Below are 26,799 nucleotides of genomic sequence, written 5' to 3'. Positions count from 1 at the left end.
AGACGTGGAATTGGTTAATTTAAAAGATGCACAGGACACTGCCTCATTCTCTGAAGCAGTTAAAAGAGGGTTGGGTAAACAACAGGGTTTGTATTTCCCAACTCATATCCCGAAGCTAGAAAACATTGATGAACTGCTAGAAATGCCGTTTGTAGAACGCAGCATAGCAGTACTTCGCGCCATTATTGGTGATGAGCTTAACAACGGTGAATTAGAAGAAATCGTTACTACTGCGTTTGCTTTCGGTGCGCCGGTAGAGCAGGTTAGCGACAATATCTATACCTTGGAGCTTTTCCACGGGCCCACTTTAGCGTTTAAAGATTTTGGTGGCCGCTTCATGGCGCAAACCTTATCAAGAATTAGTGAAGGTAAACCGGTCACTATTCTTACCGCTACTTCTGGAGACACAGGGGCTGCAGTAGCGCATGCGTTCCACGGTATTGATAATATCAATGTGGTTATTTTGTTCCCTAAAGGGAAAATTAGTGCATTGCAAGAAAAGCTGTTTACTACCCTTGGTGGTAACATTCACACAGTCGCGGTTGAATCTGACTTTGATGAATGTCAGTCGCTGGTGAAGGCCTCATTCGACGACCCAGATATTCGTGAAGGTTTACACCTTAACTCGGCTAATTCAATTAATATCAGTCGTTTGCTAGCTCAAGTGTGCTATTACTTTGAAGCGGTAAGTCAGTTACCTAAAGAAAAGCGTGACCAACTGGTTATCTCGGTACCAAGTGGTAACTTTGGTAACCTAACTGCCGGTATGATTGCTAAATCAATGGGCTTGCCGATAAAACGCTTTATTGCTGCAACTAACGCCAACGACACTGTGCCGCGTTATTTGAAAACCGGCGAGTGGGCACCGAAAAAGACAGTCGCGACCATGTCGAATGCCATGGATGTTAGCCAACCTAACAACTGGCCGCGCATTGAAGCTTTAATTGAGCAAGGCTATGTAGATAAAAGCTGCTTGAAAGGCGAAATGGTAGATGAAGAGTACACTCAGTTAGCCATGCGTCAATTAGCGCAGCTAGGCTACACCAGTGAGCCTCATGCGGCTATTGCTTACCGTGCAGTAAGCCATGACCTAGAAGACGGCGAAATTGGTCTTTTCTTAGGTACTGCGCATCCTGCGAAATTCCGTGAAACGGTAGAAAACGTGCTGGGTACACCTATTAGCTTACCTAAGCCGTTAGCAGATGTTGCCGGTGAAGACAGCTTAGCCGTTGATTTACCTGCCTCTTACGATGCGTTGAAACAGCATATGTTGGATTTACTAAAAGCGTGACCACATGGGCACAAGCATTGGGCGGTGAAGAAGACAAACCCTACTTCAAAGCCCTAATGCAAAAAGTAGCATCTGAACGTGAAGCGGGTAAAATTATTTACCCGCCTTCAGACGACGTATTCAACGCACTGACGATCACACCGCTAGAAAAAGTAAAAGTAGTGATATTAGGGCAGGATCCTTATCACGGGCCACATCAAGCCCACGGCTTATGCTTCTCGGTACTACCAAACATTAAAACACCCCCCTCGCTGGATAATATTTATAAAGAATTAGCCATTGATATTAGCGGCTTCTCAATTCCTAACCACGGCACGCTTACCCCTTGGGCAGAACAAGGTGTTCTACTGCTTAATACAGTATTAACGGTAGAGCAGGGCAAGGCGCACAGTCATGCTAAGTGGGGTTGGGAAACCTATACCGATGCAGTAATAGAGGCTGTTAACACGCACGCGGAAAACGTGGTATTTTTGTTGTGGGGCAGTCACGCACAAAAGAAAGGCAAGCATATCAACCGCGCTAAGCATTGTGTGCTACATGCGCCGCATCCGTCACCATTATCAGCTTACAGAGGCTTCTTTGGCTGTCACCATTTTAGCGACACCAATGCCTACCTAACAAGCAAAGGGCTTTCACCCATTCTCTGGCAGGTATAGCACCTGACGTAGTCTCTCACAGTTATTGCCTCTGGAAAGCACAACGAGTGGCTAAAATCCAGCGTAAGCCGTAGTGCATTCGCTGTTCTTTTGCCGGTTTTTCACCGTGCTTCCACATTTGTGAACGCAGCTTTAAAAGCAAGAAACCAGAAAGTAAAAAGGCCGTCTGTTATTAGCAGACGGCCTTTATATTATCTTTCCAGTGTTTCTAACTCGTATTCGAAACCACAATCGAGTTCAGAGAGCTCCTTTTCCAGTTTGAAGCGATCTTGAAGCGCTTCAATCTCTCTCCACTTGCGTTTTTTACTTTTTGTTTTCGCTGGGCTTGCTTCAATATCTAGCATGGCAAATAAGTCTGACTTGTCCACTGGGATTCTCCTTTTTATTACCACTACAACAATACAGAGTTTGGTTTTTATTCCCTCTGTATAATTTTGTATCACAGCCACAATTAAAATAAAACAAGTTAATTTACTTTTTATTAACAATTTGTGACAGTGTGATGACACTGGTAGATATCGTCAGCGTGTTCAGCAAAACAGTTGGTAGATTTTTTTATAACTTGCTAATGCTTATTTTCTGCCAATAAAAACGGCCGGGGGTAAGCCGGCCGTTCAGTTATTATTTGCACCAAATTTGAGTGACTACATCACTCGTACTTCCTTATTTTGGTGCATTCGCTGCTCTGAAACGGTCAATCAATTGTTGGGTAGATGCATCAAAACTTTCTTCTTCTGCATTTCCCTGAATGCCTGCCAGTACTTGGTTGCCCAGTACTTTCCCTAACTCTACGCCCCATTGGTCGAATGAGTTAAGGTTCCAGATAACACCCTGAACGAATACCTTATGTTCATACATTGCAACTAGTGCGCCAAGTGTCTTAGGCGTAAGGCTATCGAACATTAAAGTATTACTAGGCTTATTGCCTGGCATGGTTTTGTGTGCAGCTAAACGCTTACGCTCAGCGTCATCTAGGCCTTTACCATCAAGGTCGGCATAACATTCGTCGAAGGTTTTACCTTGCATGAGTGCTTGCGCTTGGCCAAAACAGTTAGACGCCAACATCGCGTGATGTGTGTCATCTTGGTTAGGCACATTCAATGGCAACATAAAGTCGGCCGGAATAACCCCAGAGCCTTGGTGAATAAGCTGATGGAAGCTGTGTTGACCGTTAGTTCCTTCACTACCCCAAATGATAGGGCCTGTAGCGTAATCTACCGCTTCGCCGCCTTGAGTGACTTGTTTACCATTACTTTCCATATCAAGCTGCTGTACGTAAGCTGGCAAGCCACGAAGGTAGTGATAATAGGGAAGAAGTACTTGAGATTGCGCATCAAAGAAATTGCGATACCACACGCCTAATAGGCCAAGTAAAACAGGTAGGTTTTGCTCTAAAGGTGCTGTTTTAAAGTGCGTGTCCATATCGAACGCGCCTTCAAGCAAGCCTTTAAAGTTATCAAAACCTAAAGCTAATGAAATAGGTAAACCAATTGCTGACCACAAAGAGTAGCGACCGCCAACCCAATCCCACATAGGGAAAATGTTATCTTCTGCTATTCCGAATTCAGTGGCTGCTTTTACGTTTGAAGACACGGCAACAAAGTGTTTCGCGATATCTTCTTGTGTACCGCCAGATTTCAAGAACCAAGCCTTGGTAGAAAGCGTATTCTGCAAGGTTTCTTGCGTAGTGAATGACTTAGAAGACATCACAACAAGGGTTTCTTCATGATCGAGTTTAGTTAACACATCATGAATATGGCAGCCGTCAACGTTCGCTACAAAATGCACCTTAATCGTCTCAACTGTATGAGGTTTTAAGGCTTCGGTCATAATTTTGGGGCCAAGGAAAGAGCCACCAATACCAATAGCAACAATATGCTTCACAGATTTGCCTGTGTAGCCTTTATGCTCGCCACTGTGAACTAGTGTGGTGAAGTCACGAATTTTATCAAGAGTGGCCCGTACTTCGGGCATTACGTCTTCACCATCAACCATGACAGGTGAATCAGAGAAGTTACGTAGTGCCGTGTGAAGAACCGCACGACCTTCAGTGCTGTTGATTTGCTCTCCGTTAAACATGGCGTCGCGAGCGTCGTCTAACTTACACGCGCGGGCTAAATCGAAAAGTGCACCTAACGCGTGCTCGTTTACGCGGTTCTTAGAGTAATCAAGAAAAATGCCGCACGCTTCTAACTGCATTTTTTCAGCACGCTTGGGATCAGCCTTAAACCAATCACGCATGTGTGCATCTTTCATCGAAGCTGCAATTTGATTAAGTGCTTGCCATTGTGGCAATGATGTCAATGTACTCATTTATTCATTCCTTATGGTTTATGCACTTAACTTTTCACGAAGTAACACTTCAAGCTTATCTTGGTCTGCTGCGAAGTTGCGGATACCTTCCGAAAGCTTTTCAGTTGCCATGGCATCTTGATTCATTTCCCAGCGGAATTCAGACTCAGTCAAACGATCACCTGGTGTTTTAGTTGCGCCGTTGTCTTTAAGCTTCACAGTGAGATCGCCAGGTTCATTGGCAAGCTCTTCTAATAACGCTGGGCTGATCGTTAGGCGGTCACAGCCCGCTAGCGATTGAATTTCACCAATGTTGCGGAAGCTTGCGCCCATCACTACCGTGTTGTAGCCATGTTCTTTGTAGTAGTTGTAGATGCTGGTTACCGATACTACACCTGGATCTTCATCGGCAGCGTATTCAGTTTTACCGGTGGCTTTTTTGTACCAATCAAGAATACGGCCTACAAACGGTGAAATTAGGTATGCGCCTGCTTCGGCACAAGCTCGCGCTTGGGCAAAACTAAATAACAACGTTAAGTTGCACTGAATACCTTTTTTCTCAAGTATTTCAGCTGCCTGAATGCCTTCCCATGTTGACGCCATTTTAATAAGAATACGTGACTTATCGATGCCAGCATCTTGATAAAGCTGTACAAGACGTTCCGCTTTTTCAACGGTGGCGTTTTTATCGAAAGACAAACGGGCATCTACTTCGGTAGAAATACGACCTGGAATAGAGTCTGAAATCTCTTTACCAATAGCAACGGCAAGTTTGTCAGATGCATCGATAAGTTGTTGGTCGCTATCTGATGATTGTAGTTTAGCCCATGCTACTGAGTCGTCGATTAGGCTGGCATACTGAGGCAAGCTGGCGGCTTTTAACAACAAAGAAGGGTTTGTTGTTGCGTCTACAGGCTGGTACTTTTTGATTGCGTCAATATCGCCGGTGTCGGCAACGACCGTGGTAATCTCACGTAACGATGCTAGCTGATTGCTCATAATTCTCTCTAATCTTAAATTAAAAAACTCGGACGAATTGCATGAAAGGCAAGTCGTGTAAAGCGGTTCGCTTTTGCGTATGTAGGGCTTAATTGTTTGATAGGTTCAAACATTTGCGTATTTGGGTATAGTTATACCAAACCCGTGTGACAATTTATAGCGCAGACACGGGAAATACTGGCTAATCGGATTTCTCTGTTACCTTGATTTATGGGTTTTTAACGGTAAATTCAACCTCAACTTTTTCACAGTGGTACAATAAAGCCTGAAAAAGATAAGGAGTCGAAGATGTTAGTTGTAGTATCCCCAGCGAAGAACCTAGATTTTGAAACCCCCATTAAGGTGGATGATTTCACGCAGCCTACCATGCTTCAAGACACTGAGCGCTTGATGGAAGTGTGCCGTACGCTTTCACCTGCTGACCTTTCTTCGTTAATGAAAATAAGCGATAAGTTAGCCACGCTTAATGCTAATCGATTTGCTGAGTTTTCTACCCCATTCACTACTGATAATGCACGCCAAGCTATGTACGCATTCAATGGCGATGTATACACAGGGCTAGACGCTAACACGCTAAGCAATAAAGCGGTGAGCTATGCGCAAGATCACTTACGAATTTTGTCAGGACTGTATGGTTTGTTACGGCCATTAGATTTAATGCAAGCATACCGTTTAGAAATGGGTACCAAGCTAGCTAACCCTGAAGGTAAAGATCTTTATGCGTTTTGGGGTAGCCGCATTACACAGATTCTAAACGACGCCATGAAAGCGCAAGGTGACAACGTGTTGGTTAACCTTGCTTCTAATGAGTACTTCAAAGCCGTTAAGAAAAAAGAACTTGAAGGTATGGTGGTAACGCCTATTTTTAAAGATTACAAGAATGATCAGTACAAGATTATTAGCTTCTTTGCTAAAAAAGCCCGTGGACTAATGGCGAGATATATTCTTGAGCATGAAGTGAGTGATGTGAAAGGGTTGGAAGCTTTCGATAGTGAAGGTTATGTTTATAGTGAGTCACAAAGCACAGCTACAGAAATAGTGTTTTTACGTCGCCAAGATACCTAAAAATGTGTGTACCGCGTTTTAGTTTCTATTTGGCCATAGACTGTTAAATTGAAACATGCAAAACGCGGAGCAACCAATGTATACACTTTATGGATTCCCTAAAACTCGGTCGGTTAGGGTTGCGTGGGCACTGGAAGAAATTGGCTTGCCTTATGAATATAAGGTAGTCAATTTAAAAGCTGGTGAACATCTTAACGCTGTATTCCAAGCACTTAACCCTGCAACTAAAATACCGGTGTTGGTATCGGACGAAGGCGCGCTCTGTGAGTCAGCTGCCATTGTTACATTCTTAGCCGAAAAGCATGCAATGCACGAATTTATTCCTGCATCAGGTACTTTTGAACGTGGGCTGTATGAGCAAATGATGATATTTGCCGTTACTGAATTAGAGCAACCACTTTGGAGTAAGGTAAAGCACGACTTTGCTTTACCAAAGCAGCATCGTATAGCGCAAATGCAGCAAACCGCGGACTGGGAGTTTGAACGGGCGCTTACAGCATTCTCACATTACCTAGACGATAAAGAATACGTATGCGGCAGTTTGTTTACTATGGCGGACGTTGTATCAGGGCAAGTGTTGTTGTGGGCAAAAAGCAGTGACCTTGACCTTAAATTTGACAACGTAAAGTCATACGCTGAACGGGTTTTGTCACGCCCCGCTTACGAAAAGGCATGGCGCAATGAAATGGCCCACCTGTCGAGCACAGAGCAGGCTGGTTGACGTAGAACAGGCTGGTTGAGTTGCAAGGTGACTTGTCGGGAATACACTTTTTTAATTTGAGTTAATTGACGTTAACTCGCGCCTTATTTCTACCTCGAAGCACGCGATGCCTTCAAGCACATTGAAGAACGTTGTTGGTAGGCTTTGTTAATTATATCTATTATTTACTTTTGTTGATTACCTTAGTCAGTCAAGCATTGAGTGCGTCGAGTGCTTATTTTGTGCAGACCTAGGTATTCGATGCTTAAGTTAGTTGATAGTTGGGAAAGCCTAGTTGGTAGAGCCTAGTTTCTAGCGGCTTAACTAGCCCAACTTTGCACCGTTGGGCACAGGCTGGTCTGAGCTGACTAACAGAACACCCTCTTCACGATAAAAGCCTGCTCACTCCTTAAACATGGACACCCACACTTTCACACCCAATGAGTTGCTGAAATTTTGACAAACTAAACTTTCGTTACAGAGCCGGTCTATGGACAATATCTAGAGATCTTAACCGTCTTAAACATGGACACCCACCATTGAGCTCAGAGCACCGGCTCGCAATTTTATATGTCGAGTGACACAAACATGAACCAGCCACCTTGGGTTTGTAAGTTAAACAATCAGATAAACTAAATGAAAGTATTTTGTAATTAAATTGTTTAAATGTTAAATTGGTATTACATTTTTTAAGTGTTGGTAATGTTTTGTGGTTCTTGGTTTGTGCGCAACAACTAAAATTTAATGGTATTTTGGTAATGCCATTAGTTGCAGTTTTAAAAGCTACAAATACCGTATCGCGCAGATACCACACTAAAATTAAGCTTTAAATATAAATGCAGAGGTTTTTTATGAGAGTTTTTCCTCAACGAGCAACCCATAGTAATGCGGCTATAATGCTCTTATTTTCAGTGTTTAGTGTGGGGGCAATTGCCGATGATGTTCCAGCTGATAAATTCGATTTGAGTGAGTGGAACATTACGTTGCCGACTGATGAAAATAACGATGGAAAGCCGGATAGTGTGTCAGTTAAAGACATCCAAGATTTTTCCCATCCTGACTTTTTCTACGTAGACGAAAATGGCGGTATGGTGTTCACGTCTCCAAACAAAGCGCTGACAACCGCGAATTCAAGTAATACGCGAAGTGAACTGCGCCACATGTTACGTGGAAAAAGTACACGAATTAAAACTAAGTCTCCTAAGAACAATTTCACTGTAGCGAGCAACCCTATAGCGAAACGATTCGGACGAATAGGCGGCAAGATGGAAGCTACGTTAAAAGTGAATCATGTAGCCCTTCGTGCGAAATACCCTGAAAAAGCGCCTGCTTATTCCGTGGTTATTGGTCAGATACATGCCAGTAAATGGGAAAAAAAGGTACAAGGTTTTGGTTGGGGTAACGAACCGCTTAAAATTTATTTTAAAAAATGGCCTAACCATGAAAAAGGCTCGGTATTTTGGACTTACGAAAGAAACCTTCCAAAAGATGATGCTAATCGAAGAGATATAGCTTACCCAGTGTGGGGCAACTTATGGACAAACCCTGAAGATCCGGGTGAAGCTGGACTAGCGTTGGGCGAAGCACTGAGCTACGTAGTGAATGTGCACGGTGATGTGATGTATTTAACCTTCGAAGCTGAAGGTCACGAAACCGTTGAATACAAAATCAACCTCGCCAATGCTGTAGACGCTTACGGTAACCTTGATGAACACGACCATCCATACGGTTACACTCTAGATTGGAATTACTTTAAAGCGGGTGCCTATAACCAATGTAGCACTAAAGACGATCCAGGTTTCTGGTATCCGGCGTGTTTAGGAACAGGCAACTGGGAAGAAGATAAAGCTAACGGTGATTACGCCAGTGTGACGTTTACGCGATTGGAAGTAGGGGAGAGCGTTGCGCCAAAAGCTAATCACGGTGAGCAAGCTAAAATTGGTGCCACGCTAAACGAAAAAGTAAGTATGAGTATTAGTGAGGTTCCAGCCAATGCATTAACCGCTATCAAAGCTATTGAGCCATCTTTCACAGTAAATGAAGTGGAAAAAGAGCTAAAGCATGGCAAGACTTATCTTGATGTTGAAGGCGTATTAGCCGATGGTAGAGAAATTGAGTTCGATATGCTACAAGTGGCTGACGAATGGAAAGTAGTAGAAGTACAAAGAGACCTTGAGTGGTCGCAGTTGCCTGAAAATGTTAGTGGGGCATTAAAAAAATCTTCACCTGATTTCGAAGCCAAACGCATTATTGAGAGTATTCAGCATGGCACCGGAGTAACCGTATATGAGTTCTATGCTGTGGACAGTCAAGGTAAAGAGTCGCGTAAAGAAGTGAAGGTAGAGGACGGTGAAGCGGTTGTGTTAACAAAAGAGTGGCAGCACTAATTATTGTAGAATAATTGAACGCTTTGCGACCAATTGCCGTGATCTTGCTCGTGCACTTATCTACAGTATGTAATTCATTCTGTTAGGTTCTTAGGAGAACACAGTGCAACCTGGGCTTTTTTCGTTAAGTTTAGCAGTCAGTGATATAGCCACCTCGAAAACGTTTTATGAAACACTTGGCTTTGAGGCAATGCCGTCATGCGGTTCGGTGGAAGAAAAGTGGGTTATCATGAAAAGTGGGCAAACCATGATTGGTTTGTTCGAGGGCATGTTTGAAGGCAATATTTTAACCTTCAACCCCGCTGACGTGCGCGAACTCGAGCAGCGCTTAATGGACAAAGGCATTGAAATAGATGTGCCAGTTAAAGGCGAAGAAGGGCCAGGGCATTGCGTCGTGAAAGATCCTGATGGGAACACTATTATGTTCGACCAATTTTAGTAAATATATAAGAAATATGAGAAATATAGAGAAGGGAAGCTAATTAGCTTCCCTTCTTTTTTATAAAACTAAACTGAGACACCCACCTTAAAGTTTTCACCTTTAGATTTTAGCGGCTAGCTCAGCACCTTGGCGAATAGCTCGCTTTGCGTCTAATTCAGCGGCGACATCGGCTCCACCTATAATGTGGACACTCACACCGGCAGCCTCCAGCGGCGCCTGCAAAGGCTTGAACGGTTCTTGTCCCGCACACACGATAACGTTGTCTACAGCTAAGCATTTAGGTTTGTCATTAATTAGTACATGCAAACCTTCATCATCAACCTTTTCGTAACTTACACCATTTACCATTTGCACATTATGAAGCTTCAATGATTGGCGGTGGATCCAGCCAGTCGTTTTGCCTAAGCCCTTACCAACTTTAGACGTCTTGCGCTGCAGTAAGAATACCTCTCGACTTGATGGAGTATATTTTTTCTCAGTAAGCGCGCCTTCATTGGTATAGTTCTTATCAATTCCCCAATGAGACAGCCACTTATCAGTGTTGAGCGATAGTTCTTTGTCTTCAACTAAATACTCGGCTACATCGAACCCGATGCCACCCGCCCCAACGATAGCTACTTTTTGCCCCACAGGCTTGTGGTCGCGTAACACATCGATATAACTCATGACTTTTGGATGGTCTGCACCATCGATAGTTAGCTTTCTAGGGTTAATACCCGTAGCTAAGACAACCTCATCAAAACCACTTTCAGTGAGAAGTTCACAGGTCACGTCGGTATTAAGTGTTACTGTAACGCCGGTGCGCTCAAGTTGATTGCTAAAGTAGCGAATAGTCTCGTAAAACTCTTCTTTTCCAGGTACTTGTTTCGCATAGTTGAATTGCCCACCAAGCTCACTTGCTTTGTCGAATAGGGTGACTTTATGCCCTCTATCTGCAGCGTACATAGCGAATGCAAGACCTGCAGGGCCAGCTCCCACCACTGCAATCTGTTTACTATGCGTTACCGGAGTAAAGGTGAGTTCTGTTTCGTAGCAGGCCTGAGGGTTGACTAAACAGCTAGCACGTTTTTGTTCAAATGCATGGTCTAAACATGCTTGGTTGCATGCAATACAGGTATTAATTAGCTGAGACTCATTGCGCATCGCTTTGGCTACAAATTGAGAATCGGCTAGAAATGGCCGCGCCATTGACACCATGTCAGCATGACCATCGGCTAAGACGCTTTCCGCCACTTCAGGTGTATTAATTCGATTAGTGGTAACAAGCGGTATCGATACTTCCTTTTTCATCCGCTGTGTTATCCACGTGAACGCTGCGCGTGGCACAGAAGTAGAGATAGTTGGTACGCGAGCTTCATGCCAACCAATACCTGTATTGATCAGCGTAGCACCGGCTTTTTCTATCTCTTTTGCAAGATAAACAACATCATTCCATTTTGCGCCACCTTCAACCAAATCCAGCATTGATAGGCGATAAATAATGATGAAATCAGTGCCTACCTTTTCACGGATACCTTTGACAATATCGACCGCGATTTTGACCCTGTTTTCTAGACACCCACCCCACTCATCGTCTCTATGGTTAGTTCGCTTTACTAAAAACTGGTTAATTAAATAACCTTCAGAGCCCATCACTTCCACACCATCGTACCCAGCTTCCTTAGCAAGAGCAGCACAATTTACGTAGTCCTTAATTGTGCCTGTCACAGCTTTTGAGGATAGAGCTCTTGGTTTAAAAGGGGTAATTGGCGACTTCATTGGGGAAGCTGATACTGCTAGAGGGTGATATCCGTAACGACCCGAGTGCAAAATTTGCATACAAATTTTACCGCCTTCTGCATGTACAGCCTCAGTAATCACTTTATGTTTTTTAGCATGACGCTTGGCTGTCATTCTTCCTGCAAAAGGGGCTACCCAGCCAGAAATGTTAGGGCTGATCCCACCCGTTACGATAAGTGCCACACCACCTTTAGCTCGCTCTGCATAAAAGGCTGCAAGCTTGTCAAAGCCACCTTTCTCTTCTTCAAGGCCTAAGTGCATCGAGCCCATTAAAGTGCGATTTTTTAACGTGGTAAAGCCGAGATCTAATGGTTCAAGTAGGTGGGGATATGCGTTGGTCATGGTTATTCTCGTTATAATTTTTATTCGGACAACTAGTTTTATTCGGACAGCCACAAACTTGCCCGACCAGTATCTTAAGATTATTTACCAGTATGCTTTGGGGGTAAAGGATTGATACAGCAAAAATAGAAGAAAATATTGGGACACTCACAGTTTTGAATGCGTATTTTATTACAACATTAGGTGAACAACGAGGCTTGAAGTATAAAAATTGAAAGCTTAATTTGGCGAGTTAATGCAATTCTATATAGGTAGTTTCGACAAAAATCTTTTGGAAAGAGGTATTCGAACGCGCAGCTACCCACAGCAGTAATCTACTATCTCTGCCCGGTTGAAAAGGAAGGGAGAAAACGAAATTGAGTAAAATCATCCAGCTTGGAGGTGGGTGAGCCTTCGCTTCGCTATTGAAAGGCCAATAGAGGTTGAAAACTTTTTCTCAATTCCGGTGACCATGTTGTTCCAATCTATCTGGAATAAACCTGTACGTTGCAATATAGTGGATGTACTTTGAACTACACCACCAGATTTATTCGCGCTAATAACTCGACCTGTCTCATCAACTAAGGTCAGATAGTCCTCTAAATTAAAAGGTATTCCTTTTGTGCTTTGATATGAGCTTCCCACGAAAGGGTATAAGAACTTTGGTTGCTTTCCAACTTGAGCAGCGTTCACTCTGCGTTTTATGCTAGTAAATTCAGATGACTCTGGTGTATCCGCCAGGCCTACTCGAAGCGGGTTTAAATCAACATAGGCCATACATGCCGCCAGCGCGGCTTCATCAAGCAATGCTTGAGATTTAAATCGACCTTCCCAGAAGCGTCCAGTACATTCATCTTCCTTGTTAGCTTCACGAGCAATGTGTTCATTAAGTAGCCTCATGAACCAACTAATATCGTACAACCTTTGTCGATAAATGTTTGCCATTGAGATGACCGTACTTATCTGGGCTTCCGTAAGAGCTACACGTTGTGAAGTTTGCATAAATTGTTGGGTCAGTACAGTCCCCTTATGCAATGAATGCCAACGAGTTAATACTTCTTCGGTTGTCCACGATAACGCTTCATTTCTATCCACATGCAATACAAGGTGAGTATGGTTGCTCATCACGGCATAGGCGCATACATCAATTGAAAATATGCTTGCCAATTTCATCAGCCTGTCTTCTACCCACTTACGCCGGTGCTCATAACTCTTTCCTGAGTAATGGTCTGCGCCGCATAGAAATGCTCGTCTCACGCACCGGGATACACAGTGATAATAAGGCGTATTTTGTAGACAAATTAAAGACTTTCTTGGGCGCGGCATATGGGTACTCAACCTAAAGTAGATGTTGAGATAATGAGTTAATCAATAAGCTAAATATACTGGACTAGGGGATAGTTTGAGGGAAAATTCTATTTGGTGAATCTGTGAGTGTCCAGTTCTATAAGTTCGATAGTGACAAGTTATATAAAGTGTCGAACGTTTGCTATATCTAATTCTATATTATGTGGGTGTCCAGCTTTTGGGGCAGACACAAAAAAGGCGAGCATACACTCGCCGTTCATCATTTTTGAAAAATCACATCGAAGACTTACTGACTTGCGTCTTAATCATCAACAAACATTTCTTGCTTGAAATTTAAGGTGTGCGACGTATTTCCACGTTGTACATCGATACTAAATCGGTAGTTTTCTCTGTCTCTAAAAGGTAGCACTGCTAGGTAATAAATAGCGTCACCTTCTTCTACTTTCTTAAAAGTGAGTGTCTTAGTTGTGCCTATTAAATTTTTGGCGGTACCAGAAACTGATACTCGTTGAGCCGTACCTGTTACAGCATCTAGCACAGAAATATTAACCAAAGCATTAAACTTACTTCTCACTATGCCATAAGATGCAGCAACATCGGGCGTAAGAAAGGGAGTACTTACTACCATGTAATGTACATCCCACTCGCCTAGTTGCTGTTTTTGTTCGGCATGCGCTAAATTGCCTATGCTTAGCACTAAGCTTCCAATCAAACCAAATATTATTGCGCTAACTTTTTTCATATCATTACCTTACTGGATCAGGTTTTTAAAAGAACCTGAACGTATCTTGAAGGAGTAACTGCAAAAATTGCAGCCCAATAATGGCAATGAGCACCGACAAATCTAACCCACCCAAAGGTGGGATAACTTTCCTAATGGGAGCCAAGAAAGGTTCAGTTAATTGGTAGAGTAGGTAGTCGATAGGCGTTTGCCCTTGCGAAACCCAGCTTAAAATAGCCCGTAGAATGAGCACCCAGAACATGATGGAAAGAGTTTCTTTTACCACTTCTATCAGCGCAAAGATTGCAATGCCTAGCGGGTTTAACGTCCCGCCAGCCATAAGTGACAGAGTAATTATTTTTAACGCAGCAACAACTAAAGCTAGCACGAAAGTAGCGGTGTCGAAGCGTCCAATAGAAGGGATTATTCTGCGCAACGGCCCCACAATTGGGTGTGTGGCCTTTACAATAAATTGGCTCATAGGGTTGTAAAAATCAGCCCTAACCAATTGCAACCACAGGCGTAAGATAACCACCATTAAATACAAACCAAATAGTGTATCTACCAGAAAAACCGTTGCATTCATGTTTTGATGTTCCTAAAAACGTTAAAGCTGTTTTGCCATTTCTTCAGCGCGAGCTACCGCAGCGCGCATCGCTTTACTTACGGTATCATTTAAACCTTCGTCAATAAGCGTATTGACTGCCGCTGCAGTCGTTCCGCCCTTAGAGGTAACTTGGGCCCGAAGTTCACTTAATTCAAGGTCAGGATTGTGACAAACCATTTCTGCGGCACCCAACATGGCTTGTTGCACCATTAAGCGAGACTGCGCTTTGTCGAAGCCCATATTGATGGCTTCTTCCTGCATAGCTTGTAAAAACAAGAAGAAATAAGCAGGGCTACTGCCCGCTGCAGCAATAACGCCGTTAATACCATCTTCCTCTTCAACCCATACCGTTTCCCCTACGCTGTTCATTACATCATCAACGTAAGTTCTGTTATCTTCTGACACGGTACTATCGGCATACATGCCCGACATACCTTTACCGAGTAAACTCGGCGTATTCGGCATAATACGCACTACAGGGTAATCCCCTCCAAGCATTTCCTGTAACCGAGAAACAGGTAGGCCAGCTGCAATACTTAGGAAAAGCTTGTCAGATAAATCGTTTTTCTTTTGAAGTTCAGCGCACATATCACCCATTAATTGGGGTTTCACGGCTAGCACAATAGCATCGGCAAACTGACAAGCTTCATCATTTGATTGGGTAATTTGAATACCGAAATCTTCTTTTAACTTGTCAAGTTTAGGCGTAGACGGGTTACTGGCTAAGATGCGTGTCTTATCATAGCCGGATTGAATTAAACCGCTGATGATACTGCGGCTCATGTTTCCTGCGCCTATAAATGCCAATTTCTTTTGTTGCATATGAATCCTCTTGTACGTTGAAAAACTAACCGCGTTAAGTGAATAACGTTTAAATTAGTTGCGTGAACCGAATATTGCAGTGCCAATTCTCACCATAGTTGAACCGTGAGCGATGGCGCTTTGCATATCACTGCTCATTCCTACGGACAGGGTATCAAAATTGGTCAAGTTTGTATGGTATCGGTCGAACAATTCCTTTAGAGCGCTTAAGCTTTTCGCTTGTTCATGGTTGTCCGGATTGGCTTTAGGGATTGCCATAAGTCCACGTAAACAAAGTTTGTCTTGTTGGCTGATAAATTTAACCAGTTCATCAATTTCCTCTGGCTTTGCGCCAGACTTGCTCGCTTCATCGTCAATATTAACCTGAATGCAAACATTAAGTGGCGGCAAGCTTTCCGGGCGTTGCTCATTCAAGCGGCGAGCTATCTTTTCTCTATCAACCGACTGCACCCAATCAAAATGCTCAGCAACTATTTTAGTCTTGTTTGATTGAACAGGGCCAATCATATGCCATTCAATATCGTTAAATTCCGATAGGTGTTGTATTTTATCAACGCCTTCTTGTATATAGTTTTCACCGAATGTACGTTGTCCATCTTCATACGCTGCCATAATATCCGATACCGGTTTTGTTTTACTCACGGCTAGCAATTTAACTGAATTTGGTGGACGATTAGCGTTGGCAGTGGCTAGGCGCACATCCTGTCGTGCACTATTGAGTCTTTCTGCTATTGTTTGCATTGTTCACCTTTTAAAGGAGTTGTTGTGGATATTACCGAACTTTTGGCTTTCAGCGTTAAAAATAACGCGTCAGATTTGCACTTATCAGCGGGTCTGCCGCCTCTAATCCGCGTAGACGGAGAAATGCGTAAGCTTAATGTACCCGCCTTAGATCATAAACAAGTACATGCACTTATTTATGAAATAATGAACGACATGCAACGCAAAGAGTATGAAGAGAACTTGGAAACCGATTTCTCATTCGAAATTAGCGGCTTGTCGCGCTTTCGTGTCAATGCTTTTGTGCAAAATCGCGGGGCGGCAGCGGTTCTTCGTACTATCCCTAACACCGTACTCACGCTTGATGATCTAGGTGCGCCTGAAATATTCAAAGAGATAATAAACCAACCTACTGGCATTGTTCTGGTTACTGGCGCCACGGGTTCAGGTAAGAGTACGACGCTTGCTGCTATGGTCGATCATATAAACTCGCATAAACGAGAGCATATTCTTACCATTGAAGATCCTATCGAATTCGTGCATGAAAATAAAATGAGCTTGATAAACCAGCGGGAAGTACATCGAGACACCCACTCTTTTAGTAACGCACTTCGCTCTGCATTACGTGAAGATCCAGATGTTATCCTTGTTGGTGAATTACGGGATTTGGAAACCATTCGCTTAGCCATTTCAGCGGCTGAAACTGGCCACCTTGTATTTGGCACCTTGCACACCAACTCGGCCCCTAAAACCATTGACCGTATTATTGATGTATTCCCCGCTGAAGAAAAAGCGATGGTGCGTTCTATGTTGTCAGAATCACTTCGGGCAGTAATTTCTCAAACACTACTGAAAAAAGTAGGGGGAGGGCGAATAGCGGCCCACGAAATTATGGTGGGTATTCCTGCAATTCGAAATCTTATTCGTGAAGATAAAGTTCCGCAGATGTACTCTGTTATTCAGACAGGGCAAGCTACGGGCATGCAAACTATGGATCAGTGCCTACAACGTTTATTGGCGTTGGGGGCAATTACCAAAGAAGATGCCGCGGCTAAATCGAAAGATAAACAATCTATGAGCAATTTCTAAGGACGAACAATGCTAGATAGCTTTTTAGAAAAAATGGTAGAGAAGTCTGCTTCCGATTTATTCGTTACCGCAGGTTTCCCTGTTAGCGCCAAAGTTCACGGTAAACTAACGCCAGTCTCTGAAAACAAATTTAACGATGAAGAAGCGTTAGCGCTTGTTCATGAAGCGATGAATGATAAGCAAAAAGAAGCCTTTCACTCGTCCAAAGAATGCAACTTTGCCATCGTAAGGGAAGGATTAGGGCGTTTTCGTTGCTCGGCATTTTGGCAACGAGACCAGGCCGGCATGGTAATACGTCGAATTGTAACCGAAATCCCTAAAGTGGATGATTTAGGTTTACCCTCAGTATTAAAAGACATCATTATGTCAAAACGAGGTTTAGTGCTTTTTGTAGGTGGTACAGGCACAGGTAAATCAACGTCTTTAGCGGCACTGATAGGCCATAGAAACAGTAATTCTTATGGGCACATACTCACTATAGAAGATCCCATTGAATTTGTGCACGAACATAAGTCTTGTGTAATAACACAGCGTGAGGTGGGTATAGACACCCACTCATTTGACGATGCATTGAAAAGCTCATTGCGACAGGCACCAGACGTTATTCTTATAGGTGAAATACGTTCGATGGAGACCATGGAATATGCCATGTCTTTCGCCGATACGGGGCATTTGTGCGTAGCGACACTTCACGCAAACAACGCTAACCAAGCAATTGAACGTATTATGCATTTGGCTCCAAAAGATCAACACGACAAACTACGTTTTGACTTAAGCCAAAACATTAGAGCGATTGTAGCCCAACAACTTCTTCCTACAAAAGATGGCAAGGGAAGGGTTGCGGCAATTGAAATTCTTTTAAATTCTCCGTTGGTACGAGACTTAATTCAGCGCAATGAAATTGGTAGCTTGAAAGAAGCTATGAAAAAGGGCAAAGAATTGGGTATGCAAAGCTTCGATATGGCGCTTTATGACTTATATCGAGAAGGAGAAATCGATTTAGACCAGGCATTACATCATGCTGATTCCCCTAACGATCTCCGGTTAATGATAAAGCTCGATTCCAGTGAAGGTTCAAGCCTTGGAACTTTGTCTAATGTCTCAATAGATATGGATGACTAAAGCTATTGATCAAGCTGTTTACCTCACCAGACCCCTTTCTGATTCAGTCGGTTAAGAGCGAATTAGATGCGCTCTCCATCCCTTATTTAGTCAAAAATGAATTTGCTGGAGGGGCTATGGGTGAGTTGCCATGGCAAGAATCACAACCTGAACTTTGGTTGGTTGACGAGTCTTGGTCTGTTCGAGCGAATAAAGTGGTGAGTTCGCTTATGGACAGCCATCAAGCACCTCAGCAATTTCCTTGGGTATGCTCAGGTTGTAATGAACCTAACGGTGCTGCTTTTGATATGTGCTGGCAATGTGGAGAGAGTAGGCCCTAAAGGTACATCTGATTAGTTTTAAATAGTTATTGCGATGGGTGTCCAAGAAAAGATAATTGTGTGTGTCCAACTATCTACAATGGGTCTCCAATAAATGCACAAGAAATGGAGCAGCCTCCAACGCAGGGAATTGCGTTGTTGCTATTAACTGTGGCTGTCCAATTGTCGATACTGAGAAAGAGGCTTAATTAAAAGGCGTTTTTGGGGATTAAAAAGGTGGGTGTCCAAGAAATGGCGATAGCTAGTCGCCGTATTGGTTTTCTACCCAGCTGGTGAAAATTACGCAGGCAGACACGCTGTCTATTTTTTCCTTGGTTAGCTTTTTATAGCCGCCAAGTTCGAAAAGCATAGACTTTGCGTCTGTTGTGGTGAGTCTTTCGTCACATAAATCTACCGACACTTTGAATCTGCCGTGTAAGCGGTTAGCGAATTTTTTGGCACGCTGTGTCACTTCCTGCTCTGTACCGTCCATATTTAGAGGTAAACCAACTACAATAAGATGCGGTTGCCACTCTTCATAAAGCTTCTCAATTACATTCCAATCTGGAATACCATCTCGGGCTTTGAGTGCTGCAAGCGGTGAGGCTGTTCCAGTAATTTCTTGTCCAACCGCCACACCAATACTTCTAGTGCCGAAATCGAACGCGAGTATAGTTCTGCTACCGATATCAGGCATGTCCAATCCCAGGGGCAAGTTGCCACACATCTACACCTAATTTATTAACCGCTGCCTGCCATTTTTTATGGATAGGCGTGTTAAATAGAATATCCTCGTCGGCTTCTATAGTTAGCCATGAGTTATCTTGCATTTCCTGTTCAAGTTGCCCTGCAGTCCAGCCAGCATAACCTAATGCAATAATTGATGAGTCAGGGCCAGTATTGGTGCCAATCGCAGATAAAATATCTTTTGACGTAGTAATTGAAACCTCTGGCGATAGCGTTAATGTAGAGTCCCAACCACTTTGATTGGAATGCAGTACAAAACCTCGCTCTTGGCTTACCGGTCCGCCAGCCAGAATAATTTGCTCGGCTTTATCTTCTGCAACAGTTAAATCTTTGTCGGTTTGCTCAAGCAACTCTTTCAAGTTCATGGTGGAAGGCTGATTTATCACCAACCCCATGGCACCGTCTTTATTGTGTTCACAAATATAAGTGAGAGAGCGAGAAAAATAAGGATCATCCAGCGACGGCATCGCTACTAGAAAGTGGTTTTGTAAGCTTTTCAGTTCTGTCATTTTTTCCTCAACTTCTCACTCACATACTTTTAGTGCCCAAAACGCTATTTGTTTGAAAGGCGTTTCTCAATTGCGTCGAATAACGAGGCCATAATATTAATATTATAATGACCTTCTATTTCTCTTACGCAGGTTGGGCTAGTAATGTTTATTTCTGTAATTTTTTCGCCAATAACGTCTAGTCCAACAAATAAAATATTATTGTCTCGTAACGTCGGTGCAACTGCTTCAGCTAACGCGCGGTCGGTTTCTGAAATCTCTTGAGGTCTACCGGTTCCGCCAGCAGCCAAATTACCACGAGTTTCCCCTTTGGTGGGTAATCGGGCTAAGCAATAAGGAATGACTTCGCCATCAACAATAAGAATACGCTTATCGCCGTCTTTAATCTGTGGCAAATATTCTTGCACCATCATGTAACGTTTGCCCAGGTTGGTTAACGTTTCAATGATAACACCCAAATTATTCCCATCTGGCTTCACTCTGAAAATTGATGTGCCGCCCATCCCATCAAGTGGCTTACAAATAATATCTTGGTGTTTAGCGTGAAACTCACGAATAAGTTTTTGGTTATTCGTTACCAGCGTATTAGGGATATGGTCAGGAAACAACGACGTAAATAGTTTTTCGTTATAGTCACGCAGGGCTTGCGGGTTATTAACAACTAAGGCGCCTTCATCTTGGGCAAGCGACAAAATATGGGTAGCATATAAGAACTCGCTGTCGAAAGGAGGATCTTTACGCATAAGCAATACATCAATATCACCAAGTGAAACCGTATGTTCTTCACCTAGTGTATAAAAGTCTGTGGCTTGATCTCGAACAGTTATCGTTCTAGCCAACCCCATTGGCTTACCGTTATTTATATAGATATCTTTGAGTTCGAAGTACAGTACGGTTGCGCCACGGCGCTGGGCTTCAAGCATCATTGCTAGGCTGGTGTCTTTATGCGGTTTGATCACCGCGATAGGATCCATAATCACGCCAAGGGTGTAGTGCATGTATGTTCTCACTCTTTGATATAGGTAGATAAGTAGGCAACAGGTCTACGCAGTGTTGGTGCTATTTTACTGTTGGCGCATATAAAAGTTGAAGCTGGTTTTAGTATATAAACCGTTAAAACGTAAGTGGGGGCACTCAGTATTTAGTTCAAGTATTGGAATACGCAAAGTTTCCAATACTTAACCTGTAAAAACCACTAACCACACGAACTATAAATCGCCGTGCTGGGCTTGCAATATACTAATACTACTAATTGCTGCCGTTTCAGTACGTAATATTCGAGGGCCTAGGCTACACGACGTAAAACCACTCTCGTTAGCTTGATGAATTTCACTTTCAGAAAGTCCACCTTCAGGACCAATTAATAGTCGAAAACCTTGGGTATTATATGGCTGTCTCGCTAGCGGCTTTTCTGCGCCAGGCGCTAATACCAATCGCGTGCTCGCTGTGGATTCAGATAACCATTTATTTAACGCAACAGGGGGATTAAGTGTTGGTAAGGTATTTCTGCCACTTTGTTCACACGCACCAATGATAATCTTTTGCCATTGCTGCAGCTTTTTGTCCCACCTATCTTCATCTAACTTAACCGTACATCGCTCTGTCAAAATAGGCGTGATCTCAGATACACCGAGTTCTACACTCTTTTGCAGAACAGTATCCATTCTGTCACCTTTAGACACCCCTTGGCCTAAATGAATACTTAGTGGCGACTCTTTTGATAAAGATAGACACGCATCGGCTTCAACAAAAACCTTTTTCCGCTGTACATTAATAATTTGTGCACTGTACTCGTTACCGTCACCGTTAAAAAGTACGATAGGGCGATTTGCTTTCAGCCGAAGCACGCTTGCAATGTGATGCCCAGCATCTTCGGTTAACTGAAACTCTTCTTCCAGTGGAATAGGGTTGGGGTAGTAAATTCTTGGTATGCGCATTGGATAACTAATAATGGCGGATAATCTGGATATGATACGTGGCTAGGGCAAGTTGATGCAACGCATCGCAGCGGAAAACCGCTACAATGCGTTATAAAATACTACTTTTTTCATCATTTTTGCCTGCGTGGAAAAAACTTTAGTTATTTACGCAGCCGAAGGTGTTGAAGATGTGTTTTGTGTTTCGTTTCTCTGAGGAGGTAAAGCTTGCCCGTCTTTTCGAGCATATTTGGTATGTTCGCCTTTATCTGTTCTTAATGAATATAAGAACAATGCTGCTACGATAATTGCCAGTAATATAAAGTAAAACATAGATTATTCCTTTTATTCTATTTGCTAAGCTGTACAAAAATGACAATAGAAATACAGACTAATGTCATAACCGGTTCACATTCTTTTTAGAATGTATTTTCAGCGCTATGCAGACTATTTAAAGCATCCTGCTTATTTGACAAAAAACATTACACCAATTGGTCTAAAAAATCATCAATTCTCGTAAGTTTTTTTTCATTAGTCCTTTGAGGCCGACTCACTACTTAGCGGTAAACTACTGCGAAGCAATTTCAAGATTGTCATCTTTAAATGACATCCTAATGACGAAATTACGACAAAACACAGATTTAGCTCGAAAGTTATATTGAAGAAAAAATAATCAGTTAAAAAGTCGACTTTAGGCTAACATTTTAGCGTTTCAAGGCGCGTAAGCGTTAGACTTTTGACCAAAAATTGCCCTTAAAGCCCTAAAGTTATTGGCCTTAATCTAAAAGCCTGCTAACTTACATTCGCTTGAACAACGTTTGATAAAACAAGGACAAAATTATGGAAGAAAACTTATCATTATTCTCATCGAGTGATGTAGAACGCTATATTAACGACTATGCAATTCCATGGGGCATTAACATTGCCATGGCGATTGTCATCTACGTTATCGGTCGAATCGTTGTAGGATTCATTTTATCTATTTTCCGCCGTTTAATGGCAAAATCAAAGTATGATGCAATGTTGGTGGATTTCTTAGAAGCCATCATTAGCGCTATTTTGATGTTGTTTGTTATCGTGGCGTCGTTAAACCAGCTAGGTGTCGATACTACATCACTTGTTGCCATATTAGGTGCGGCAGGTTTAGCCATTGGTTTGTCACTACAAGATTCACTTAAAAACTTTGCTGCCGGTGTAATGCTATTAGTATTTAAGCCGTTTAAATCAGGTGATTTTGTTGAGGCGGGCGGTACAGCAGGTACTATTAACAAGATTGGTATCTTTACTACTACTATGACTACGCCAGATAATAAAGAAATTATTGTTCCTAACGGCGGTATTTATAGCAATAACATCACCAACTACTCGGCGAAAGAAACCCGTCGTGTTGATATGGTTGTTGGTATTGGTTACGACGCTGACTTGCGTAAAGCGAAAGAAATTCTTAACGAAATGGTGCGTGCGGATGAGCGTATTCTTAGCGAACCAGCCCCTACGGTTGCCGTTTCTGAATTAGCTGATAGCAGCGTTAACTTCGTGGTTCGTCCATGGTGTAAAGCGTCTGACTTCTGGGGCGTTAAGTTTGACTTCACTGAGCAAGTTAAACTTCGTTTCGACCAAGAAGGTATTTCAATTCCATTCCCACAAATGGATGTGCATCTTCACAAGAACGACAGCGAATAAGTTTTTATTTTCTGATACAAAAACGCCACATTAATGTGGCGTTTTTTTTGGCTAAAATTTCATGTGGCTGAATAGTTAAAAAACTATCCGCAGTTAGGCCTACTCGGCGATGCCTGATAATCGGCATAGGCCGCATTCATATTAGCTTGCAAGTTACTGATTCGGGTTTGCGGAGCAGGGTGAGTAGATAACAGTTCTAAAGGTTGTTCGCCGTTGCTTGCCGCATCCATATTTTGCCATAGATTTACCGACTGGCGCGGATCGAAGCCCGACATTGCCATCAACTGCAGACCAATAATATCGGCTTCAGATTCATGTGTACGGCTAAACGGTAGTTGAACACCAACCTGTAACCCTAAACCGATGGCAGCCATAATGGGGGCACTTTGAGACACTTCATTCATGGCTAGTGCAGCCCCGGCAGCTTGCGTGCCCATATTGATAAGTGTTGATTGTGACATACGCTCATTACCATGTTCGGCTATTACATGGCCTACTTCATGGCCAATTACCGCGGCTAACTGATGCTGATTTTCCGCTACATTCAATAGACCGGTATAAACGCCAATTTTGCCCCCAGGTAACGCGAATGCGTTTACTTGTTCGTCATCAAAAACCACGACTTCCCAAACCCCGTCAAACACGTTGGTGGGCACTTTGGCGGTAATCGCATTAGCCACGCACTCAACATAACTATTTTGAACAGCCTTGTTCGAGATTTTAAGCTCTTCTTTCATTCCGCTAAATGCTTGGTCACCCATTTCCTCCAATTCAGATTCAGAGTACAACAGCACTTGATTGCGACCTGTGGGGGATGTGGCACAAGCTGACAACGCAAGCGCTACGGCGGCGATAGATGCGGTAAACCTCAACTTCATATTGTAATCCTTGTTTTTCGCGAAATAGAGAAATATTAGTGAGTTGCGGCGTGTGTTAATGCTTACGCATAGGGCGCTAGAGCAGACCAATATTAGCTTCTATTAATACTACAAATCGTGGTGTTATTCATTTGTAAATTTACCCTTTTGCCAAATTAATATTTGTGTCATACACTGGCTCTAGCTTATATACAGATGTAATTAAAATAATAGCTAAATCTACATTGTATGTCATAGGTTCGTTCACGCTGTAGAAGCGAGGGCTAAGCAACCCTGTCGGCAAGCTGAGGTTTGGCGTAACAACATGATAAAAAGGAAATCAAATGTCTGCGCAGTCAAAATTCAAATACGGCGTTTTAGCGCTTCTTATCTCAGCAGCCCTTTCTGGTTGTGGTCTAGATGGCGATGATGGTGAACAGGGCGAAACAGGTGCTCAAGGTCCTCAGGGGGAACAAGGTGAAGCGGGTTCTGACGGCAGTGATGGTGTTGATGGTAGCGATGCTTCATTAGGTGTTTCCCTTGACGTTGTTGCCCGCGCATTTTTAGGCAACTTAACGTCTGCAGAAATTGTGCAGTATCATGCGGCAACCCAAACTATTTACGCCACTAATGGTGCCACTAACGCCATTGCAGTTATTGCTGCGGATACCGTAGGTACGACCGCAATGAGCGATCCAATCAATACTACTAACCTTACCGTGACAAATATTTCACTGCCTGCCGACATTGACGGCGTTGCATTAGGTAGCCTAACCAGTATTGCTATTAGCGGCGATTTGATGGCGGTAGCAGTGCCTGCAGACGTGAAGACCGATAATGGTTACATTCTTTTCTATAACGGCCTAGATAGCTCTGCACCAGTATTTCTTGATTCAGTCGTTGTAGGCGCTTTACCTGACATGGTGACGTTCACGCCAGATGGCGGAAAAGTATTGGTGGCTAACGAAGGTGAGCCGTCTGATGATTATACCGTTGACCCTGAAGGTTCTATTTCGGTCATTAATATTCTAGCCAGTGGCGAGCCTGAAGAAACGGCGACTTCAGTGAGCTTCACTGGTTTTAACGGCACCCAAGAAGACTTAGTTGCACAGGGCATGATGTTCCCTAATCCTAGTGGTCGTACAATTAAAGGCGTTGAGATTGCTACTACTGTAGCTCAGGATTTAGAGCCTGAATATATTACTAGCACCAATGATGTAGCTTACGTTAGCTTGCAAGAAAATAATGGTTTAGCCATTGTTGATCTTGAAGAACTAACGGTTGAAGTGGTTGGCTTAGGCGTAAAAAGTTGGTCAGGATTGAATATCGATATTCAAGAAGATAGCAGTGTTAGCTTTGGTCAGTACGACGGCCTATATGGTGTGTACCAACCAGATACCATTGCTAACTTTTCGTGGAAAGATGCCACTTTCATTGTAACTGCGAATGAAGGTGATGCTCGCGAATACTTCTTTGACTCTGCTGATGAAGCAACGTGTTTAAGCGACGGTGGATTGGAATTTGACGAGGAAGATGGCTGTTTAGCTTACCTTGATGAAATTAAGGTTGAAGACTTAACAGCAGAAGCGAATTCTGAACTTGCCGACTTACAAGCCACTGGTGAAGCCGATGATTTGCTTGTGACCATTGGCATGGGTGATGAAGATGGTAACGGTGAGTATGATGCAGCGTATGCTTATGGTTCACGCTCTTTCACCATTTGGGATCAAAATGGTTTAGCTGTTTACGACTCAGGGGATGACTTCGAGCGCATTACCGCGTCAGTGCATGGTGCGTTGTTTAATAATGGTGACGATGCCAATGAAGGTGATTCACGCTCTGAGAATAAAGGTCCAGAGCCTGAAGCATTAACGGTAGGCGTTATCGGCGACAGAACATACGCGTTTGTAGGTACTGAGCGTATGGGCGGCATATTCGTGTATGACGTAACTAACCCTTATGATGTTCAGTTTGCTGATTATATTATCAACCGTGATTTAACAGAAGGCCTAGAGGCGACGGACGTTATTGGCGATTTAGCCCCTGAAAGTCTTGTATTTGTTAGTGCTGATGAGAGCGCCAGTGGTGTTCCTTTATTACTCGTGGGTAACGAAGTGAGCGGTACTGTCACAGTATGGCAAATTACGCAAAACTAAGTGGAAATAGCTGGCTACAGAAGGTTTTAGAAGGCTAGGCCTCAAAGCTAAGCCCAAAAGCCAAGTAGGAAAAAACTAGGTACAACATACTAAGTGAATTACCAGTTTAAAGCTTGGGCTTAATGTAACAGTTAAAAATACCTTAATAAAACGGCGCCGATGGCGCCGTTTTTTATGTCTTAAGAAAACCCGTTTCAATGTGTACTTCGCTGAAATCGTTGAGCAGTGATTACATACGTCATGGTTTGAGTTAAGCTATCAGTATACGTATTAACATCGAAACGATAAGTGCAGGGCATCAGCGCCTGAAT

General features: G+C 43.1%; 24 protein-coding genes and 1 pseudogene. 11 read left to right on the top strand and 14 right to left on the bottom strand.

What is annotated here, in order from left to right:
- Positions 1-4 precede the first annotated feature (4 nt).
- Together thrC and ung are read left to right on the top strand one after the other, a co-directional pair.
- Positions 5-1,291, top strand: coding sequence for a threonine synthase (gene thrC / locus Q4561_RS14935; RefSeq protein ID WP_303461626.1), 1,287 nt, complete (start codon positions 5-7; stop codon positions 1,289-1,291).
- Positions 1,288-1,947: a uracil-DNA glycosylase gene (gene ung / locus Q4561_RS14930; protein WP_303461624.1), complete on the top strand. Its 660-nt coding sequence runs from the start codon at positions 1,288-1,290 to the stop codon at positions 1,945-1,947. Before thrC ends, ung begins: the two co-directional genes overlap by 4 nt.
- A 191-nt stretch (positions 1,948-2,138) precedes the next feature.
- Here ung and Q4561_RS14925 read toward each other — a convergent pair whose 3' ends face one another.
- The 3 genes from Q4561_RS14925 to tal all read right to left on the bottom strand — a co-directional run bounded on the left by Q4561_RS14925 (position 2,139) and on the right by tal (position 5,238).
- On the bottom strand, positions 2,139-2,315 hold the full coding sequence (locus tag Q4561_RS14925) for a DUF3545 family protein (RefSeq protein ID WP_013782890.1): 177 nt from the start codon (positions 2,313-2,315) through the stop codon (positions 2,139-2,141).
- A gap of 295 nt (positions 2,316-2,610) precedes the next feature.
- The gene (gene pgi, locus Q4561_RS14920) at positions 2,611-4,260 is read right to left on the bottom strand and encodes a glucose-6-phosphate isomerase (RefSeq protein WP_303461623.1); all 1,650 of its coding nucleotides are present in this window, start codon (positions 4,258-4,260) and stop codon (positions 2,611-2,613) included.
- Positions 4,261-4,278: 18 nt separating this feature from the next.
- On the bottom strand, positions 4,279-5,238 hold the full coding sequence (gene tal / locus Q4561_RS14915) for a transaldolase (protein ID WP_303461621.1): 960 nt from the start codon (positions 5,236-5,238) through the stop codon (positions 4,279-4,281).
- Positions 5,239-5,526: 288 nt separating this feature from the next.
- Between tal and yaaA the strand changes: the two genes are divergently transcribed.
- The 4 genes and pseudogenes from yaaA to Q4561_RS14895 all read left to right on the top strand — a co-directional run bounded on the left by yaaA (position 5,527) and on the right by Q4561_RS14895 (position 9,829).
- Entirely contained in the window at positions 5,527-6,303 is a 777-nt protein-coding gene (gene yaaA / locus Q4561_RS14910; protein WP_303461620.1) for a peroxide stress protein YaaA, read from the top strand.
- A 76-nt stretch (positions 6,304-6,379) separates the two neighbouring features.
- Complete coding sequence (locus Q4561_RS14905) at positions 6,380-7,024, top strand: glutathione S-transferase family protein (protein WP_303461619.1); 645 nt, start codon at positions 6,380-6,382, stop codon at positions 7,022-7,024.
- A gap of 920 nt (positions 7,025-7,944) precedes the next feature.
- Positions 7,945-8,895, top strand: a pseudogene (locus tag Q4561_RS14900) (polysaccharide lyase family 7 protein); the annotation flags it as partial.
- 598 nt (positions 8,896-9,493) lie between these two features.
- Positions 9,494-9,829, top strand: a complete 336-nt coding sequence (locus Q4561_RS14895) for a VOC family protein (RefSeq protein WP_303461617.1) — start codon at positions 9,494-9,496, stop codon at positions 9,827-9,829.
- A gap of 102 nt (positions 9,830-9,931) precedes the next feature.
- Here the strand turns inward: Q4561_RS14895 and Q4561_RS14890 are convergent, their stop codons facing one another.
- From Q4561_RS14890 to Q4561_RS14865, 6 genes are all read right to left on the bottom strand, one after another.
- On the bottom strand, positions 9,932-11,953 hold the full coding sequence (locus tag Q4561_RS14890; protein WP_303461615.1) for an NADPH-dependent 2,4-dienoyl-CoA reductase: 2,022 nt from the start codon (positions 11,951-11,953) through the stop codon (positions 9,932-9,934).
- A gap of 366 nt (positions 11,954-12,319) precedes the next feature.
- Positions 12,320-13,258: a transposase gene (locus tag Q4561_RS14885; RefSeq protein WP_303461614.1), complete on the bottom strand. Its 939-nt coding sequence runs from the start codon at positions 13,256-13,258 to the stop codon at positions 12,320-12,322.
- 283 nt (positions 13,259-13,541) lie between these two features.
- Positions 13,542-13,982: a DUF4426 domain-containing protein gene (locus Q4561_RS14880; protein ID WP_303461613.1), complete on the bottom strand. Its 441-nt coding sequence runs from the start codon at positions 13,980-13,982 to the stop codon at positions 13,542-13,544.
- Between the two features lie 25 nt (positions 13,983-14,007).
- Entirely contained in the window at positions 14,008-14,547 is a 540-nt protein-coding gene (locus Q4561_RS14875) for a YggT family protein (RefSeq protein WP_303461612.1), read from the bottom strand.
- Positions 14,548-14,568: 21 nt separating this feature from the next.
- A complete protein-coding gene (gene proC, locus Q4561_RS14870) occupies positions 14,569-15,390 on the bottom strand; it encodes a pyrroline-5-carboxylate reductase (RefSeq protein ID WP_303461610.1) in 822 nt (273 codons plus the stop codon).
- 54 nt (positions 15,391-15,444) lie between these two features.
- Positions 15,445-16,131 (bottom strand): YggS family pyridoxal phosphate-dependent enzyme, encoded by a 687-nt coding sequence (locus tag Q4561_RS14865; protein ID WP_303461608.1) that lies wholly within the window; start codon positions 16,129-16,131, stop codon positions 15,445-15,447.
- Positions 16,132-16,155: 24 nt separating this feature from the next.
- Here Q4561_RS14865 and Q4561_RS14860 point away from each other — a divergent pair, with 24 nt between their 5' ends.
- From Q4561_RS14860 to Q4561_RS14850, 3 genes are read left to right on the top strand one after another with little or no spacing between them, the layout of a single operon-like run.
- The gene (locus Q4561_RS14860) at positions 16,156-17,199 is read left to right on the top strand and encodes a type IV pilus twitching motility protein PilT (protein ID WP_303461606.1); all 1,044 of its coding nucleotides are present in this window, start codon (positions 16,156-16,158) and stop codon (positions 17,197-17,199) included.
- 9 nt (positions 17,200-17,208) lie between these two features.
- Positions 17,209-18,321 carry a PilT/PilU family type 4a pilus ATPase gene (locus tag Q4561_RS14855; protein ID WP_303461604.1) on the top strand — a complete coding sequence of 371 codons (1,113 nt, stop codon included), beginning with the start codon at positions 17,209-17,211 and terminating at the stop codon, positions 18,319-18,321.
- A gap of 5 nt (positions 18,322-18,326) precedes the next feature.
- Positions 18,327-18,641 carry a DUF2007 domain-containing protein gene (locus Q4561_RS14850; RefSeq protein WP_303461602.1) on the top strand — a complete coding sequence of 105 codons (315 nt, stop codon included), beginning with the start codon at positions 18,327-18,329 and terminating at the stop codon, positions 18,639-18,641.
- A 241-nt stretch (positions 18,642-18,882) separates the two neighbouring features.
- On the opposite strand, the gene ruvX is transcribed toward Q4561_RS14850, so the two are convergent.
- The 4 genes from ruvX to Q4561_RS14830 all read right to left on the bottom strand — a co-directional run bounded on the left by ruvX (position 18,883) and on the right by Q4561_RS14830 (position 21,813).
- Positions 18,883-19,317: a Holliday junction resolvase RuvX gene (ruvX, locus tag Q4561_RS14845; RefSeq protein WP_303461600.1), complete on the bottom strand. Its 435-nt coding sequence runs from the start codon at positions 19,315-19,317 to the stop codon at positions 18,883-18,885.
- Positions 19,310-19,876: a YqgE/AlgH family protein gene (locus tag Q4561_RS14840; RefSeq protein WP_303461598.1), complete on the bottom strand. Its 567-nt coding sequence runs from the start codon at positions 19,874-19,876 to the stop codon at positions 19,310-19,312. The genes ruvX and Q4561_RS14840 overlap by 8 nt, the downstream gene beginning before the upstream one ends.
- Before the next feature lie 44 nt (positions 19,877-19,920).
- Positions 19,921-20,874, bottom strand: coding sequence for a glutathione synthase (gshB, locus tag Q4561_RS14835; RefSeq protein WP_303461596.1), 954 nt, complete (start codon positions 20,872-20,874; stop codon positions 19,921-19,923).
- Between the two features lie 210 nt (positions 20,875-21,084).
- A complete protein-coding gene (locus tag Q4561_RS14830) occupies positions 21,085-21,813 on the bottom strand; it encodes a 16S rRNA (uracil(1498)-N(3))-methyltransferase (RefSeq protein WP_303461595.1) in 729 nt (242 codons plus the stop codon).
- A gap of 819 nt (positions 21,814-22,632) precedes the next feature.
- Here Q4561_RS14830 and Q4561_RS14825 point away from each other — a divergent pair.
- A complete protein-coding gene (locus tag Q4561_RS14825) occupies positions 22,633-23,475 on the top strand; it encodes a mechanosensitive ion channel family protein (RefSeq protein WP_303461593.1) in 843 nt (280 codons plus the stop codon).
- Positions 23,476-23,558: 83 nt separating this feature from the next.
- On the opposite strand, the gene Q4561_RS14820 is transcribed toward Q4561_RS14825, so the two are convergent.
- Positions 23,559-24,353 carry a M48 family metallopeptidase gene (locus Q4561_RS14820; RefSeq protein WP_303461590.1) on the bottom strand — a complete coding sequence of 265 codons (795 nt, stop codon included), beginning with the start codon at positions 24,351-24,353 and terminating at the stop codon, positions 23,559-23,561.
- 323 nt (positions 24,354-24,676) lie between these two features.
- Here Q4561_RS14820 and Q4561_RS14815 point away from each other — a divergent pair, with 323 nt between their 5' ends.
- A complete protein-coding gene (locus tag Q4561_RS14815) occupies positions 24,677-26,488 on the top strand; it encodes a choice-of-anchor I family protein (protein WP_303461588.1) in 1,812 nt (603 codons plus the stop codon).
- Positions 26,489-26,799 lie beyond the last annotated feature (311 nt).

Origin of the sequence: Alteromonas sp. 1_MG-2023 (genome assembly GCF_030547075.1) — a bacterium.
Lineage (GTDB): Bacteria > Pseudomonadota > Gammaproteobacteria > Enterobacterales > Alteromonadaceae > Alteromonas.
This window is presented reverse-complemented; position numbering and strand designations above follow the sequence as displayed.

Bases quoted from the DNA above. Each gene is read 5' to 3' on its own strand.
- pgi (WP_303461623.1), bottom strand. From the start codon at position 4,260: ATGAGTACATTGACATCATTGCCACAATGGCAAGCACTTAATCAAATT.
- tal (WP_303461621.1), bottom strand. From the start codon at position 5,238: ATGAGCAATCAGCTAGCATCGTTACGTGAGATTACCACGGTCGTTGCC.
- yaaA (WP_303461620.1), top strand. From the start codon at position 5,527: ATGTTAGTTGTAGTATCCCCAGCGAAGAACCTAGATTTTGAAACCCCC.
- Q4561_RS14905 (WP_303461619.1), top strand. From the start codon at position 6,380: ATGTATACACTTTATGGATTCCCTAAAACTCGGTCGGTTAGGGTTGCG.
- Q4561_RS14890 (WP_303461615.1), bottom strand. From the start codon at position 11,953: ATGACCAACGCATATCCCCACCTACTTGAACCATTAGATCTCGGCTTT.
- Q4561_RS14885 (WP_303461614.1), bottom strand. From the start codon at position 13,258: ATGCCGCGCCCAAGAAAGTCTTTAATTTGTCTACAAAATACGCCTTAT.
- Q4561_RS14880 (WP_303461613.1), bottom strand. From the start codon at position 13,982: ATGAAAAAAGTTAGCGCAATAATATTTGGTTTGATTGGAAGCTTAGTG.
- Q4561_RS14875 (WP_303461612.1), bottom strand. From the start codon at position 14,547: ATGAATGCAACGGTTTTTCTGGTAGATACACTATTTGGTTTGTATTTA.
- proC (WP_303461610.1), bottom strand. From the start codon at position 15,390: ATGCAACAAAAGAAATTGGCATTTATAGGCGCAGGAAACATGAGCCGC.
- Q4561_RS14865 (WP_303461608.1), bottom strand. From the start codon at position 16,131: ATGCAAACAATAGCAGAAAGACTCAATAGTGCACGACAGGATGTGCGC.
- Q4561_RS14855 (WP_303461604.1), top strand. From the start codon at position 17,209: ATGCTAGATAGCTTTTTAGAAAAAATGGTAGAGAAGTCTGCTTCCGAT.
- ruvX (WP_303461600.1), bottom strand. From the start codon at position 19,317: ATGCCTGATATCGGTAGCAGAACTATACTCGCGTTCGATTTCGGCACT.
- Q4561_RS14840 (WP_303461598.1), bottom strand. From the start codon at position 19,876: ATGACAGAACTGAAAAGCTTACAAAACCACTTTCTAGTAGCGATGCCG.
- gshB (WP_303461596.1), bottom strand. From the start codon at position 20,874: ATGCACTACACCCTTGGCGTGATTATGGATCCTATCGCGGTGATCAAA.
- Q4561_RS14830 (WP_303461595.1), bottom strand. From the start codon at position 21,813: ATGCGCATACCAAGAATTTACTACCCCAACCCTATTCCACTGGAAGAA.
- Q4561_RS14825 (WP_303461593.1), top strand. From the start codon at position 22,633: ATGGAAGAAAACTTATCATTATTCTCATCGAGTGATGTAGAACGCTAT.
- Q4561_RS14820 (WP_303461590.1), bottom strand. From the start codon at position 24,353: ATGAAGTTGAGGTTTACCGCATCTATCGCCGCCGTAGCGCTTGCGTTG.
- Q4561_RS14815 (WP_303461588.1), top strand. From the start codon at position 24,677: ATGTCTGCGCAGTCAAAATTCAAATACGGCGTTTTAGCGCTTCTTATC.